The 14,659-nt window shown below is 71.8% G+C and carries 14 protein-coding genes; 9 read left to right on the top strand and 5 right to left on the bottom strand.

Features of this window, described 5'->3' with window-relative positions:
- The coding region (locus tag QZV97_RS18365; protein WP_295645970.1) for a sigma factor-like helix-turn-helix DNA-binding protein at window positions 1-120 on the top strand (120 nt) is incomplete at its 5' end.
- Window positions 121-241: 121 nt separating this feature from the next.
- Window positions 242-1,186 carry an adenylate/guanylate cyclase domain-containing protein gene (locus QZV97_RS18360; protein ID WP_295645964.1) on the top strand — a complete coding sequence of 315 codons (945 nt, stop codon included), beginning with the start codon at window positions 242-244 and terminating at the stop codon, window positions 1,184-1,186.
- 20 nt (window positions 1,187-1,206) lie between these two features.
- On the opposite strand, the gene QZV97_RS18355 is transcribed toward QZV97_RS18360, so the two are convergent.
- Window positions 1,207-1,899: an HAD-IA family hydrolase gene (locus tag QZV97_RS18355; protein ID WP_295645962.1), complete on the bottom strand. Its 693-nt coding sequence runs from the start codon at window positions 1,897-1,899 to the stop codon at window positions 1,207-1,209.
- Window positions 1,900-2,015: 116 nt separating this feature from the next.
- Between QZV97_RS18355 and QZV97_RS18350 the strand changes: the two genes are divergently transcribed.
- Together QZV97_RS18350 and hemH are read left to right on the top strand one after the other, a co-directional pair.
- Window positions 2,016-5,606: a PAS domain S-box protein gene (locus QZV97_RS18350; protein WP_295645960.1), complete on the top strand. Its 3,591-nt coding sequence runs from the start codon at window positions 2,016-2,018 to the stop codon at window positions 5,604-5,606.
- Window positions 5,606-6,697 carry a ferrochelatase gene (gene hemH, locus QZV97_RS18345; RefSeq protein WP_295645957.1) on the top strand — a complete coding sequence of 364 codons (1,092 nt, stop codon included), beginning with the start codon at window positions 5,606-5,608 and terminating at the stop codon, window positions 6,695-6,697. Before QZV97_RS18350 ends, hemH begins: the two co-directional genes overlap by 1 nt.
- On the opposite strand, the gene QZV97_RS18340 is transcribed toward hemH, so the two are convergent.
- The 4 genes from QZV97_RS18340 to QZV97_RS18325 form a co-directional block, all read right to left on the bottom strand.
- Window positions 6,694-8,190, bottom strand: a complete 1,497-nt coding sequence (locus tag QZV97_RS18340; protein WP_295645954.1) for a tripartite tricarboxylate transporter permease — start codon at window positions 8,188-8,190, stop codon at window positions 6,694-6,696. The genes hemH and QZV97_RS18340 overlap by 4 nt on opposite strands.
- Window positions 8,191-8,203: 13 nt before the next feature.
- Window positions 8,204-8,689: a tripartite tricarboxylate transporter TctB family protein gene (locus QZV97_RS18335; RefSeq protein WP_295645952.1), complete on the bottom strand. Its 486-nt coding sequence runs from the start codon at window positions 8,687-8,689 to the stop codon at window positions 8,204-8,206.
- Between the two features lie 2 nt (window positions 8,690-8,691).
- Complete coding sequence (locus tag QZV97_RS18330) at window positions 8,692-9,660, bottom strand: tripartite tricarboxylate transporter substrate binding protein (RefSeq protein ID WP_295645950.1); 969 nt, start codon at window positions 9,658-9,660, stop codon at window positions 8,692-8,694.
- Window positions 9,661-9,751: 91 nt separating this feature from the next.
- On the bottom strand, window positions 9,752-10,852 hold the full coding sequence (locus QZV97_RS18325) for a porin (RefSeq protein ID WP_295645967.1): 1,101 nt from the start codon (window positions 10,850-10,852) through the stop codon (window positions 9,752-9,754).
- A 236-nt stretch (window positions 10,853-11,088) separates the two neighbouring features.
- Here QZV97_RS18325 and QZV97_RS18320 point away from each other — a divergent pair, with 236 nt between their 5' ends.
- The 5 genes from QZV97_RS18320 to QZV97_RS18300 form a co-directional block, all read left to right on the top strand.
- Window positions 11,089-11,763, top strand: a complete 675-nt coding sequence (locus tag QZV97_RS18320) for a response regulator transcription factor (RefSeq protein WP_295645947.1) — start codon at window positions 11,089-11,091, stop codon at window positions 11,761-11,763.
- Between the two features lie 10 nt (window positions 11,764-11,773).
- A complete protein-coding gene (locus tag QZV97_RS18315; protein WP_295645944.1) occupies window positions 11,774-13,177 on the top strand; it encodes a sensor histidine kinase in 1,404 nt (467 codons plus the stop codon).
- On the top strand, window positions 13,174-13,593 hold the full coding sequence (locus QZV97_RS18310; protein ID WP_295645940.1) for an RNA-binding S4 domain-containing protein: 420 nt from the start codon (window positions 13,174-13,176) through the stop codon (window positions 13,591-13,593). The genes QZV97_RS18315 and QZV97_RS18310 overlap by 4 nt, the downstream gene beginning before the upstream one ends.
- Window positions 13,594-13,676: 83 nt before the next feature.
- A complete protein-coding gene (grpE, locus tag QZV97_RS18305) occupies window positions 13,677-14,189 on the top strand; it encodes a nucleotide exchange factor GrpE (RefSeq protein WP_295645937.1) in 513 nt (170 codons plus the stop codon).
- A gap of 85 nt (window positions 14,190-14,274) precedes the next feature.
- Window positions 14,275-14,659 (top strand): Hsp70 family protein (locus QZV97_RS18300; RefSeq protein ID WP_295645934.1); only part of this gene is annotated, 385 nt, incomplete at its 3' end.

The following is a 14,659-nucleotide window of genomic DNA, read 5'->3' as shown; positions in this document are numbered from 1 at the left end:
GTCGGCAAGCAGTTCGACGTCACGCGCGAGCGCATCCGCCAGATCGAGGCCAAGGCGATCCGCAAGCTCAAGCACCCGAGCCGGTCCGACAAGCTCAGGACCTACCTGGACAACCTCTGAGTGCTCCTGCGCCAGGAAAGCCCGGCCGCGTGCCGGGCTTTTTCTCGACCGCTTTCCTGGGGAGAGCCCCGATGCCGCGGTGCGGGATAAACTTTTGCGTGACCGATCGCACAAAGCTCCGATGACCGCCCTCCTCCAACGCACCGTGCTGTTCGCCGACCTGCGCGGCAGCACCGGGCTGTTCGAGACCCTCGGCAACGCCGAAGCCGCCTCCGTCGTCACGCAGAGCGTCGCGCTGATGGCGCAGATCGTCGTCGGCTGCGGCGGCCAGGTGATCAAGACGCTGGGCGACGGCCTGATGGCGGTGTTCGAGCACCCGCAAGGCGGCATCGACGCCGCGGACGAGATGCACGAGTCGATCGACCGCATCGTCGCCGACACCGCCCCCAAGCGGGGTTCTCGCCGGGCGGCGCTCAAGCTGCAGGTCGCGATGGCGCACGGCGAGGTGGTCGAACTCAACGGCGACTGCTTCGGCGACGCCGTCAACGTCGCCGCGCGGCTGCTCGACAGCGCCGGCGACAACGAGACGCTGACCACCCAGCACGTGCTCGACGGCCTGGACCGCGACCACCGCGGGCGCTTCCGCTCGCTGTCCAAGCTGCAGCTGCGGGGTCGCCAGGAACCGGTGCAGGTCTACCGCCTCGAGGCGCGGCGCTTCGGCGAGACCGTCGCGACGCTGTTCGAGGGCTCGGTGCCCACCGCGGTACCCGACGGCCTGCGCCTGACCTGGCTGGACCTGAACCGCGTGTTCGCCGGCACCGACCTGCCGGCGGTGCTGGGGCGCAGCCCGCAGGCGACCTACTGCGTCGACGACACGCGGGTGTCGCGCTCGCACGCCCGCGTCGAATGGCACGGCGGCACCTTCCAGGTCAGCGACCTCAGCTACAACGGCACCTATGTGCGCTTCGCAGGGCGCAGCGAGGTCATCGCGCTGCGCCGCGGCAGCTGCACGCTGCACGGCAGCGGCGTGATCTGCCTCGGCGCGTCGCCGACCGACCCGACCGCCCCGACGGTCAACTTCGAGGTGCTGAGCTTCCAGGACACGGTGCCGCGCGGCGGCGCGTGAGCGGCGCCTCGCTCGGACGCTCAGGCGCCCAGACGGTCCGCCAGCGCCAGCAGGTCGGGGCCCTGCCAGCACGGCACGGCCGGGTCGTGCACCGCATCGCCGCGCCGCACCCAGGCAGCCTGCATGCCGGCATCGAGCGCGCCGCGGACGTCGAGCGCCAGATCGTCGCCGATGTGCAGCACCTCGTGCGGTGCGCAGCCCAGCCGTCCGCAGGCGGCGTCGAAGATGCGGCGGTCCGGCTTGCCGACGCCGAGTTCGCGCGCCCCCAGGCTGCCGCGGAACCAGGCGGACAGGCCGATGCGCGCCAGGTCGGCATTGCCGTTGCTGAGCGCGAGCACCGGCCAGCGTGCCGCCAGCCGCTGCAAGGCCGGCAGCGCATCGTCGTAGAGGTCGACGCGCTGCCGCTCGGCGAAGAAGACGTCGAAGGCCGGACCGGCGAGCGCCTCGTCCTCGTCGGCCGCGGCGAGGAGCCGGCGGATGCTCTCGCGGCGCAGCGCACTGAGGTCGTGCGCCCAGTCGGGCCGCTCATGGGCGACCGCTTCACGCGCTGCGCGCATCGCCGCCGGGTCGAAGCGCTGCACGACGCGCGGCGCATGGGCGGCCAGCCAGGCGTGCAGCACGGCCTCGGCCCGGCCGATGGTCGGCCAGATCGGCCACAGCGTGTCGTCGAGGTCCAGCGTCAACGCTCGGATGCGATCGGGGTACAGGTTCACGGTGTCGGATCGGGCAGGTGCGGACTTCGTCGCACAGTGTCCGCGAAGACGGCACGCGGCATCCGCGCCCTGCGGCTAAAGTAGCTGCGCCCTCCGCCACCGGTGCCCGACGCCGCATGAAGCCGGCCCCCCTGCCCGCCGACGAAGCCGATCGACTGCGCTTGCTGCAAGAGCTGCGGCTGTTCGAGACCGACGTCGATCCGGCGTTCGCCGCGATCGCGCGCCTGGTCTGCCTGCAAAGCGGCTGGCCGGCCGGCGGCATCAGCATCGTCGACGCCGAGCAGCAGCGCTTCCTGGCCGCGATCGGCCTCGATGCCGCGATCGCGACGCCGCGTGACCTGGCCTTCTGCAGCTACACGCTGTGCGCCGACGACGCCTTCGAAGTCGCCGACACCCATCAGGACGCCCGCTTTCGCGACCACCCGATGGTGGTCGAGCCGCCCTTCCTGCGCGCCTACGTGGGCCAGCCGGTGCGCGTCGACGGTCACAGCATCGGCAGCGTCTTCGTCATCGACGAGCAGCCGCGCCGGCTCGACGACCGCGCCCGCGCGGCCCTGCGCGACCTCGGTGAGCTGGCGGGTTCGCTGCTGACCGCGCGCCTGCGCGCCCACCGCGCGAGCCTGCTCGAGGAACGCGTCAGCAGCGCCAGCCAGGCCGGCAGCGACTGGTTGTGGGAGAGCGACGTCGACGGCTACCTGACCTGGGTCTCCGACAGCGCCGAGGCGCACACCGGTGAGTCCGCAGCCGCCGAGATCGGGCGCCTGGGGCGCGTGCAGAACCAGCCCCCGGGCGAGGAACACCAGCGCTCCTACGAGCGCTACCTGCGGGCGCGCGCCGAGCGCCGGCCCTTCAAGGACGCGGTGGCCCTGCGCGATACGCCGCGCGGCGCGCTGCTGATCTCGATGAGCGGCCTGCCGGTGTTCGACGACGCCGGCGTCTTCCAGGGCTACCGCGGCGCGGCGCGCGACGTCACCGCCGAGCTCGCGCAACGCAGCGCCGCCGAGCGCACGCAGCAACTGCTGCGCGAGGCCATCGAGCGCGTCGCCGCCGGCGTGATGGTCAGCAGCGAGGACGGCCGCATCCTGATGAGCAACGCCGAGTGGCGGGCCTCGATCATGCGCTACGTCCCCACGCTGCCCGAGCACTGGCCGGACCTGGTGCAGGCCCTCGTCGATGCGGGCATCTACCCGGACGCGCGCGGCCGCGAGGCCGAGTTCGTCGCTTGGCGGCTCGCGCTGCCGACCCTGCAGGGCCAGCAGCACGAGCTGCGCTTCGGCAACGAGCACGTGCTGGTCACCGACCAGCGCCTGCCCGACGGCAGCGTCATCCACCTGTCGATCGACATCACGCCGCGCCGCCGCGCCGAGCTGGCGCTGGCCGAGCAGGAGTCGCGCCTGAGCGCGGTGCTGCGCGCGCTGCCCGACCTGTGGTTCGTGCTGGACCGCGACGGCCGCTACCTGGAGTGCAGCGACGACCACCACCCGGCGCTGCTGCGGCCCTTCGCCGAGATGCGGGGCCGCCCTTTCGCCGAGCCGCTGCCCGACCGCATCGACGCGGCGCGCATCGCGCAGGCCGAGCGCGCCATCCGCGACGCCCCGGCCAGCGGCGAAGTGCAGCGCTACGAGTACGCGCTGGTCACGCGCGACGGCCGGCATCGGCAGTTCGAGGCCCGCATCGCGCCGATGTCGGGCGATCGCGTGCTCTACCTGGCACGCGACGTCACCGAGCGCACCCACGCGGCCCGCCAGCTCGAGCTCAGCGAGGCGCTCTACCGCTCGGTGGCCGACTCCATCAGCGACGGCCTGCTGGTGGTCGCGCCCGACGGGGGCATCGTGACCGCCAATCCCTCGGCCTGCGCACTGCTCGGTGCGCGCGCGCAGTCGCTGACCGGCCAGCGACTCAGCCGCATCGGCTACCAGCTGTGCTTCGAGGACGGCACGCCGGTGCCGATGCCCGAGCACCCGGTCGCCGAGGTGCTGAAGACCGGCCGCAGCGCCCTCGACCGCGTGCACCGCCTGCGCCGTCCCGACGGCAGCGAGCGCCTGGTGCGACTGAGCGCACTGCCGATGCGACTGCAGCCGGACGACGCACAGGTCTCCTGCGTCGTCACCTTCCGCGACATCACCGCCCAGCGCAGCGCCGAGGCCGCGCTGGCCCAGGCCGAGGCGCGCTGGCGCTTCGCGCTCGAGGGCGCGGGCGACGGCGTCTGGGACTACGACGAGGAAGGCGGCCAGGTCTTCTACTCGCCGCGCTGGAAGACCATGCTCGGCTACCGCGACAACGAGATCGGCGGCTCCCTGCTCGAGTGGTCGCGCCGCGTCCACCCCGACGACTATCCGCCGGTGCGCGAGGCGATCCGCCGCTACCGCAACGGCGAGTCCGACGAGTACCGCACCGAGCACCGGCTGCGGCACAAGGAGGGCCATTGGATCTGGGTGCTGGACCGCGCCCGGATCGTCGAGCGACGCGCCGACGGCACACCCCGGCGCGTCGTCGGCATCCACACCGACATCACGCGCCTGAAGGCCGCCGAGGAAGCGCTGCGCGACAAGCAGGCCGCCGAACTGGCCAGCCGCGCCAAGACCGAATTCCTGTCGCGCATGAGCCACGAGATGCGCACGCCGCTCAACGCAGTGATCGGCTTCGCCCAACTGCTGCAGATGAGCGGCCACGGCGGTGCGAGCGCGACGCAGGTCACGCAGTTCAGCGAGCACATCCTCAGCTCGGGCCGCCACCTGCTGGCGCTGGTCAACGACGTCCTCGACCTGCAGCAGGTCGAGGAAGGCCGGTTGACGCTGCGGCTCGAGTCGGTCCGCCTGCAGTCGGTCGTCGACGGCGCGCTCGAGCTGATCGGCCCGCAGGCCGCCGCGCGGCGCATCGCGATCGATCGCGAGGTCGACCCGGTGCTGCGCGTGCGCGCCGACGCGCAACGCCTGCGCCAGGTGCTGCTGAACATCCTGTCCAACGGCGTCAAGTACAACCGCGAAGGCGGCCGGTTGCGCTGCGTGCTCGAGCAGGCCGACGACGCGCGCTGCGTGCTGCTGATCGAGGACAGCGGCCCGGGCCTGAGCCCGGCCGAGCAGGCGCGCCTGTTCCAGCCCTTCGAGCGGCTCGGCCGCGAGACGTCGTCGGTCGAGGGCACCGGCCTGGGCCTGATCATCTCGCGCCGCCTCGTCCAGGAGATGGGCGGCGAGCTGGAGCTGAGCAGCCAGATCGGCCGCGGCACCCAGGTGCGGATCACCCTGCCGCTGGCCCGCGACGACGATCCGCTGGCGGCCAGCACCGTCGTGGCCGCGGCCGAGACCTCCCTCGACCCCGCCAGCGCGACCGCCCCCCTGCGCATGCTCTATGTCGAGGACAATCGCCTCAATGCGATCCTCTTCGAAGAAGCCATCAAGCGGCACGGCGACATCGAGCTGCGCATCGCCGAGGACGGCCCCGAGGCCCTGGCCCTGGTGCGCGACTGGCCGCCGCAGGTGCTGGTGCTCGACGCCAACCTGCCCAGCATGAGCGGCTACGAACTCCTGCGCCACCTGCGCGCCCTGCCGCCGCTGGCCGGCACCCCGGCCTTCATGTGCTCGGCCGACGCCCTGCCCAGTGACCTGGAACGCGCCCGCGAGGCCGGCTTCACCGGCTACTGGACCAAGCCGATCGACATCGAGCGGGTGATCGGCGACCTCGACGCGCTGCGCACCGCCACCGCCTGATGCCCCTCGCTCCCGAACCCGCGCACCGGCACGGCAGCGCCGAGCAGGTCGGCCTGCTGCTGGTCAACCTCGGCACGCCGGACGCGCCGACGCCGGCCGCGCTGCGCCGCTACCTGGCCGAGTTCCTGGGCGATCCGCGCGTCGTCGAGATCCCGCGCGCGCTGTGGCTGCTGATCCTGCACGGCGTGATCCTGCGCGTGCGCCCCAAGCAGTCGGCCGCCAAGTACGCCAGCATCTGGACGCCCGAGGGCTCGCCGCTCGCGGTGTGGACCGCGAAGCAGGCCACGCTGCTGGGCGGCTACCTCGGCGAGCGCGGCCACCGCGTGCGGGTGCGGCACGCGATGCGCTACGGCCAGCCCTCGGTCGCGAGCCAGCTCGACGCCCTCAAGGCCGACGGCGCGACCCGCATCCTCGTCCTGCCGCTCTATCCGCAGTACGCGGCCGCCACCACCGCCAGCGTGTTCGACGCCGTCTACGCCTGGGCCGGCCGCACGCGGCGCCTGCCCGAGCTGCGCTTCGTCAACCGCTACCACGACGACCCGGGCTACATCCGCGCGCTGGCCCGGCGCATCGAAGACCACTGGATGACCCACGGCCGGGCCGAGAAGCTGGTGCTCAGCTTCCACGGCGTGCCCGAGCGCACCCTGCACCTCGGCGACCCCTACCACTGCGAGTGCCACAAGACCGCGCGCCTGCTGGCCGAGCGCCTGAGCCTGCGGCCCGGGCAGGTGATGGTCACGTTCCAGAGCCGCTTCGGCAAGGCGAAGTGGCTCGAGCCCTACACCGAGCCCAGCCTCGTCAAGCTGGCGCAGCAAGGCCTGAAGCGCGTCGACGTGGCCTGCCCCGGCTTCACCTCCGACTGCCTCGAGACGCTGGAGGAGATCGCGCAGGAGGCGCGCGAGGCCTTCCTGCACGCCGGCGGCCAGGAGTTCCAGTACATCCCCTGCCTCAACGACCAGCACGAGTGGATCGCGGCGCTCGCCGACCTCTCGATCCGCCACCTGCAGGGCTGGCCGACGCAGTCGGCCCCGGACGCCGCAGCCCTCCAGGCGAGCGCCGACCGCGCGCGGCAGCTGGGCGCACCCGGCTAAGGTCGGCGCCGGCTCCAGTAGCGCCACAGCGGAGGCGCGATCAGCAGCAGGCCGCAGAGCACGATCACCGTCGCCGAGAACGGGCGCTCGACCAGCACGGTCCAGCGGCCCTCGCCGATGCTGATCGCGTTGCGCAGCTGCGCCTCCGCCATCGGCCCGAGGATCATGCCGACGATCACCGGCGCGGTCGGGAAGTCGAAGCGCCGCATCAGGACCCCGAGCAGGCCGATCGCGTACAGCAGCACCAGGTCGAAGGCCGACTGCCGCATGCCGTACACGCCCACCGTCGCGAAGATCAGGATGCCCGCGTACAGCAGCGGCTTGGGGATCTTCAGCAGCTTCACCCACAGCCCGACCAGCGGCAGGTTCAGCACCAGCAGCATCAGGTTGCCGATGTAGAGCGACGCGATCAGCGCCCACACCAGCGCCGCCGAGGTCTGGAACAGCGTCGGCCCCGGCTGGATGCCGTAGTTCTGGAAGGCCGACAGCAGGATCGCGGTGGTGTTGGAGGTCGGGATGCCCAGCGTCAGCAGCGGCACCATCGCCGCCGTCACGCTGGCGTTGTTGGCGGCCTCGGGGCCGGCCACGCCCTCGATCGCGCCGCGCCCGCCGAACTCGGCCAGGTCCTCGCCCTTGGCGAGCCGCTTCTCCAGGCCGTAGGACAGGAAGGTCGGGATCTCGGTGCCGCCGGCCGGCAGCGTGCCGAAGGGAAAGCCGAGCGCCGTGCCGCGCAGCCATGCCGGCCAGGAGCGGCGCCAGTCGCGCCGGCTCATCCGCACGCTCGACATCGGATTGCGGCTCTCGGTCTGCCGGCCTTCGTAGAGCGCCAAGTAGAGCGCCTCGCCGACCGCGAAGAGCCCGACGGCCACCAGCACGACCTCGATCCCGTCGACCAGTTCCGGCACCCCCAGGGTGTAGCGCGCCGTGCCGGAGATCTGGTCGATGCCGACCAGGCCGATCGCCAGCCCGATGAACAGCGCCGTCATGCCGCGCAGCATGCTCGAGCCGAGCACCGCCGACACCGTGGTGAACGCCAGCAGCATCAGCGCGAAGTACTCCGGCGGGCCGAGCTTCAGCGCCCAGTCGGCGATGAAGGGCGCGAACAGCGTCACCAGCACCGTGGCGACGGTGCCGGCCACGAAGGAACCGATCGCCGCGGTGGCCAGCGCCGCGCCGGCCCGGCCGCTCTTGGCCATGCGGTTGCCCTCCATCGCGGTGACCATCGAGCCGGTCTCGCCGGGCGTGTTGAGCAGGATCGACGTGGTCGAGCCGCCGTACATCGCGCCGTAGTAGATGCCGGCGAACATGATCATCGAAGCCGTCACCGGCACGTTCGCGGTGATCGGCAGCAGCATGGCCACCGTCAGCGCGGGGCCGATGCCCGGCAGCACGCCGACCGCGGTGCCGATGAAGCAGCCGACGAAGGCCCACATCAGGTTGACCGGCGTCGCGGCGGTCGCGAAGCCGGCGAGGAGCTGCTGCCAGATGTCCATGCGCTGCTGTGGGTCAGAGCCAACCGGTTTTCGTCAGGCCCGGCAGCGTCAGGCCCAGGCCCTTGGTGAACATCCAGTAGACCGGCGCCGAGATCGCGAAACCGATCACGGCGTCACGACCGAGCTGCGCGAGCCCCGCCGCCTGCCCCATCGACCGCCGGAAGCCACGTGCCGCCAGTGCGAACAGCAGCGCGCACGACAGGATGAAGCCCAGCGTGTTGATCAGCGCCGCGTTCAGCAGCAGGCCGGCCGAGATCCAGGCCATCGACGACAGGTCGCCCTTCGCGCGCGGCTCGTCGGACGGCGTCGAGACCGGCGCGCGCGCCGCCTCGATCATCAGCAGCACGCCGCACAGCGCCAGCGCGCCGCTCACCAGCCACGGCAGGAAAGCCGGGCCGATGCCGGCATAGCCGGCGTCGCCGTGGATCTGGCTGGCGCCGGCCGCCAGCAGCGCGGCAAGCGCGACCGCGCCGCCGCCGACGAGCATCCGTGGGCTCATCGTCACAGCATGCCGAGCTTGAACATCAGCGCCCGCACGCGCGCGTGGTCGTCGTCGACGAACTTCGCGAACTCGCCGCCGGTCAGGAGCGCTGCGGTCCAGTTGTTCTTCTCCAGCGTCTCGGCCCAGGCCTTGCTCTTGGTCGCCTTCGCCACCGCCTCGATCAGCTTCTTCTGCTGCTCGGGCGTCGTGCCCGGCGCGCCGTAGACGCCGCGCCAGTTGCCGATCTCGACGTTGACGCCCTGCTCCTTGAGCGTCGCGATGTCCACGCCCTTGAGCCGGTTCGGCGAGGTGATCGCGATCGGCCGCAGCTTGCCGGCCTTGATGAACTCGTCGAGCTCGGCCAGGCCGCTCGTGCCGACCGTGACGTGGCCGCCGAGCATCGCGATCACCGCCTCGCCGCCGCCGCGGAACGGCACGTAGTTCATCTTCGCCACGTCGACCCCGATCTCGCGCGCGATCATCGCGACGCTGACGTGGTCGACCGACCCCTTCGAGCCGCCGCCCCACTTGACGCTGGCCGGGTCCTTCTTCATCTGCTCGACGACGTCCTTCATGCTCTTGATCGGCGACGCCGCCGGCACGACGAAGACGTTGTACTCGGCCAGCAGTCGGGCGATCGGCGTCGCGTTGGCCAGCGTCACCGGCGGCTTGTTCTGCACGATCGCACCGACCATGATCGCGCCGACCACGATCATCGAGTTCGGCTCGCCCTTGGCCGCGTTCGAGAACTGCGCCAGCGCGATCGTCCCGCCCGCACCGCCCTTGTTCTCGTAGGTCACCGCGTCGGCCGCGCCCGACTCCTGCAAGGCCTTGCCGATGCCGCGGCCGGTCTGGTCGTAGCCGCCGCCCGGGTTCGCGCCGATCGTGATCTTGTAGTTCTCGCCGGCCTGGGCGGGCCAGCTCGCGGCGATCGCCGCGAAGGCGGCCAGGGCCGCGAACCAGCGGCGCTTCGAAGGGGCTTGCGTCATGGAGGTCTCCGTTCGATGGGACAGTCTGCGGCGCCGGCGCGGCCGGGGCTTGCGGGTTTGCCCCGGGCCGCGACCGCGCTGTCAGCGTCGATCAGAAACGGTGCTGGATGCCCACCGCCACGCTGGTCTGGTTGTCGTCGAAGCCGGCATCGTCGCGCGAGATGCCGACCACCGCGCGCTTCGCGGCGGCGTAGGAGGCCACCGCGTACAGGTCGGTGCGCTTCGACATCGCGTAGCGGGCCCGCAGCACCGCCAGGGAAGGATCGCTGCCAGGCACATCGGTGGTGCCGGCGCGGACGCCGTCCTTGATGTCCTGCTTGTAGTAGGCCAGCGTCAGCGTCAGCGGCGCCGTGATCTTGTAGGCGGCGCCGACCCAGTACGTGGTGCTCTTGTTGTCCGGCCCGGCGGCGATGGGGTCGAGCTTGTAGTCGCGGGCCACCGCGAAGAACTTGACCGGGCCGATCTCGTAGCTCGCGCCCAGGTGGACCGCCGTGCGCTTGTTGCGGCCGATCGGCGCCGTGGTCGTGGTGTTGCCGTTCTGGCGCTCGGCGGTCGCCACCAGCCCCAGGCCACCGACGGTGTAGCTGACGGCGAGGTTGTAGGTGGCGGAGTCGCTGGCGCTCGTCGCCTGCTCGCCGAAGCCGTAGCTCGCGCCGAACCGCAAGCCGCCCAGCGTGTAGCGGTACTTCAGCTGGTTGGACAGGCCGGTGATCATGCCGTCGGCACGGCCGCCGCTGGCGCTGCCCGCCGTGCCCCACGAGGCGATCGGCGCGTAGCCGAGCGGGTCGAACGGCAGGATGAAGTCGTAGGTCGTGGTGTACGAGCGCCCGGCGATCAGGCGACCGAAGCCGCCCTCGAGGCCGACCCAGGCCTGACGGCTGAACGGGTTCGCGTTGCCGGCGCCGGTGTCGGGGCTCAGTTCGCCTTCGAGGTTGAAGATCGCACTCAGGCCGCCGCCGAGATCCTCGCTGCCGCGCATGCCCCAGCGCGAGGTGTTCATGCCGCCGGAGCCGGTGGCGCCGGCCGGCGTGCCCAGCAGCCAGACGGCGTCGCCCGCCGCGTTGACGTGGTTGCGGTGCTCGACGTAGGTGTCGACCAGGCCGTACAGCGTCACGCTGCTCTGAGCGTGGGCGGTGCCGGCCGCGGCGAGCGCGGCCAGCCCGAGCACGACCCCGCGCGCGGGCGGGGCCATCCGGTGTGTCGGGATCGGGCGGGACAAGGGGCGGCTCATGCGGTCTCCTGGTTCGTTGTTCGGGGGCGGATGGATGCTGCCGGCGGCCGGCTCGCGCGCCGCTCGGCAACAACCCGCGCGACCGGGCCGGCGCTGTCACTCGGCTGTCAGCGGCGGGGTCTGCAGCTGTCAAACCGCTGTCCGGCGCGGGCCGCCCCCGGCGGACGCCGCGGCCGGCCCGCGCGACACTCCGTCTCATGAAGCTGCTGCTGATCGAGGACGAGGTCGTGCTGGCGCAGGCCCTGCAGCTGGCGCTGGAGCGCCGCGGCTTCGAGGTCGAGCGCTGCGCCAACGGCGGCGACGCGCTGCAGCGCCTGCGTCACGATCCGCCCGACCTGGCCCTGCTCGACCTGACGATCCCCGGCCTCGACGGCCTGCAGGTCCTGCACAAGCTGCGCAGCGACGGCGCGACCGTGCCCATCGTCGTGCTGACCGCGCGCGGCGCGGTCGGCGACCGGGTGCTCGGGCTGAACGCCGGCGCCGACGACTACCTCGGCAAGCCCTTCGACATCGACGAGCTCGAAGCGCGCATCCGCGCCGTGCTGCGCCGTCACGGCCGCGACCGGGACACGCCGCTGCGCTGCGGCGGTCTGACGCTGGATCGCGAGTCGGGCGCCTTCTATCTCGGCACCGAGGTCCTCGAGCTGACCCCGCGGGAGCAGGCCCTGCTGAAGGCGCTGATCGCCCAGCCGGGCCACGCGGTGCCGAAGGAGAAGCTGTTCCGCGTCGTCTTCCCGATGGAGACCGAGATCCAGTTCGAGGCGATCGAGGTGGTCGCCTACCGGCTGCGCAAGAAGCTGATCGGATCGGGCGCGACGCTCGTGACGCTGCGCGGCCTGGGCTATCTGTTGCGCGAGTCCGACCCGGCCTGACCGGCAGCCGATGCACCACTCGCTGCGCCGCTACCTGCTGGCCTGGATCGTCGGGCCGATCGCGCTGTTCGTCGTCATCGACACGGTGAGCCTGTACCGCAGCACGCTGCGGTCGCTGCACATCGCCTACGACCGCACGCTGCTCGCGTCGGCACGCGCGATCGGCGAGCGCCTGACGCTCAAGGACGGCCGCCTGCAGGTCGAGCTTCCCTACGAGGCGTTGGAGGTCTTCGAGGTCGGCAACGCCGGGCGCATGGTCTGGCGCATCGATGGCTTCGATGGCGAGTTCATCTCGGGCTATGCGAGCCTGCCGCGCCATGTCGGCACGGTCTCGCAGCGCGGCCCGTACCAGGCCCTGGTCGACTTCGTCGACTCGCAGTTCGAGGGCGTGCCCGTGCGCATGGCCGCGCTGCACCAGCCGGTGGCCGGGGCCGACGGCCGCGGCATCGCGCTGATCCAGGTCGCCGAGACGCTGGAGGTGCGCGAGGCCCAGGCCCGCCAGATCCTGCGGGACACGCTGCTGCGCCAGGCGCTGCTGATCATCGTCGTCGCCGCGGTCACCGCCTGGGTGGTGGCCCGCGCGCTGCGGCCGGTCGACGCCTTGCGTGGCGAGCTCGGCGCACGCGGCGCGCGCGACCTCTCGCCGCTGGCCACCCGCGGCCTGCCGCTGGAGCTGCAGCCGCTGGTCGGCGCGACGAACGAACTGATGCAGCGGGTCGCGCGCGGCGTGGCGCAGCAGCGCCAGTTCGTCCGCGACGCTTCGCACCAGCTGCGCACGCCGCTGGCGGTGCTGAAGCTGCAGGTGCAGAACGGCCTGCAGGGCCACGCCGACCCGCGCGCCACGCTCGCAGCGATCGGCCAGACGGTCGACCGCGCGATCCGCCTCGCCCAGCAGATGCTGGCGCTCGCGAAGGTCGAGCAGGTGCACCGCGAGTCGCCGCCGGAGGCCGTCAATCTCGGCGAGGTGGCGGCCGAAGTCGCGCTGGACCTGGCGCCGCTGGTGGCCGACCGGGCGATCGACTTCGAGCTCGTCGCGCCGGCCGAGCCGGTGCCGGCGCGAGGCCATGCGTGGATGCTGCGCGAGCTGACGCGCAACCTGCTGCACAACGCCATCCGCGCGACGCCGCACGGCGGGCCGCTGTCCCTGATCGTCGAGTCGATCGGCGACGAGGCGCGCCTGATCGTGCGCGACAGCGGACCCGGGCTGACGCCCGAGCAGCGACAGCGGCTGTTCGAACCCTTCCACACCGGCCATCCGACCTCGGGCAGCGGCCTGGGCCTCGCCATCTGCCGCGAGGTCTGCGAGCGCGTCGGCGGCGACCTGCAGCTGCTCGACCGCGAGGTCGACGGCCGCATCGTCGGCCTGGATGCGGTGGCGGTCTTCCGGCGGGAGCCGCCACAATCGCCGCCGTGACGACGACGAACCGTGCCGACGCCGGCCTGCGACTGGACAAGTGGCTCTGGGCCGCGCGCTTCTTCAAGACACGCAGCCTCGCCGCCGACGAGATCGGCCGCCAGCGCGTGCAGGTCAACGGCCAGCTGGCCAAGGCCTCGCGCGAGCTCAGGCCCGGCGACGAGGTGAAGCTGCGCCAGGGCACCGTCGAGCGCACCGTCGTGGTCCGCGGCCTCAGCGGCACGCGCGGCCCGGCGCCGGTGGCCCAGGCGCTGTACGAGGAGACGGCCGAGAGCGTCGCGCGCCGCGAGGCGCAGGCGCGTCAGCGGCAACTGGCCCCCGAGCCGGCCGCCACCATCGAGCAGGGCCGGCCGACCAAGCGCGACCGCCGCAAGCTCGCCGACTGGGATCGCTGGAGCGTGTCGATCGACGGCTGAGCCCACGGGCCGAAAAAGTCCTCTTGAAAGTAGGGGCAACGGCCCCAGTTGTCTGCGGTCGCGCTTTTCTCGACCCCGCAACGATGGAAAAACCTGAAGAAAATCAAGGGCCTGCGGCCAGCGACCCGACGCAGGCGGCCAGCCCCGAGCAGAAGCTCGCCGAGCTCGAGGCAAAGCACGCCGAGATGGCCGACGCCTACCTGCGCGCCAAGGCCGAGGTCGAGAACACCCGTCGCCGCTCCGAAGAGGAGATGAGCAAGGCGCGCAAGTTCGCGATCGAGTCCTTCGCCGAGAGCCTGCTGCCGGTGAAGGACAGCCTGGAAGCCGGGCTCGCGATCGAGAACGCCACGATCGAGCAGCTGCGCGAGGGCAGCCACGCGACGCTGCGCCAGCTGTCGGCCGCCCTCGAGCGCAGCAAGGTCCTCGAGATCGCGCCCCTGGCCGGCACCCGGTTCGACCCGCACCAGCACCAGGCCATCTCGGTCGTGCCGGCCGACCAGGAAGCCAACACCGTCGTCGCCGTGCTGCAGAAGGGCTACCTGATCGCCGACCGCGTGCTCCGGCCCGCACTGGTGACTGTGGCCGCGCCGAAGTGAAACGGATCGCGCACCGACCGCTTGAAGAACAGGAAGTTATCCACAGCTTCCCATCATCTGAATACCGTTTGAAGGAGTTTTGACCATGGCCAAGATCATCGGCATCGACCTGGGGACCACCAACTCGTGCGTCGCCATCATGGAAGGCAACACCACCAAGGTGATCGAGAACAGCGAAGGTGCGCGCACCACGCCGTCCATCGTGGCCTACCAGGAGGACGGCGAGGTGCTGGTCGGTGCCTCGGCCAAGCGCCAGGCGGTGACCAACCCGCGCAACACGCTGTACGCGGTGAAGCGCCTGATCGGCCGCAAGTTCACCGAGAAGGAAGTGCAGAAGGACATCGACCTGATGCCCTACAAGATCGCGGCCGCCGACAACGGCGACGCCTGGGTCGAGGTGCGCGGCAAGAAGCTGGCGCCGCCGCAGATCAGCGCCGAAGTGCTGCGCAAGATGAAGAAGACCGCCGAGG

Origin of the sequence: uncultured Methylibium sp. (assembly GCF_902826655.1) — a bacterium.
In the GTDB taxonomy this organism is placed as follows: Bacteria; Pseudomonadota; Gammaproteobacteria; order Burkholderiales; family Burkholderiaceae_C; genus Methylibium.
Note: the sequence above shows the minus strand (reverse complement) of the source record. Positions and strands in the feature narration are given on the sequence as shown.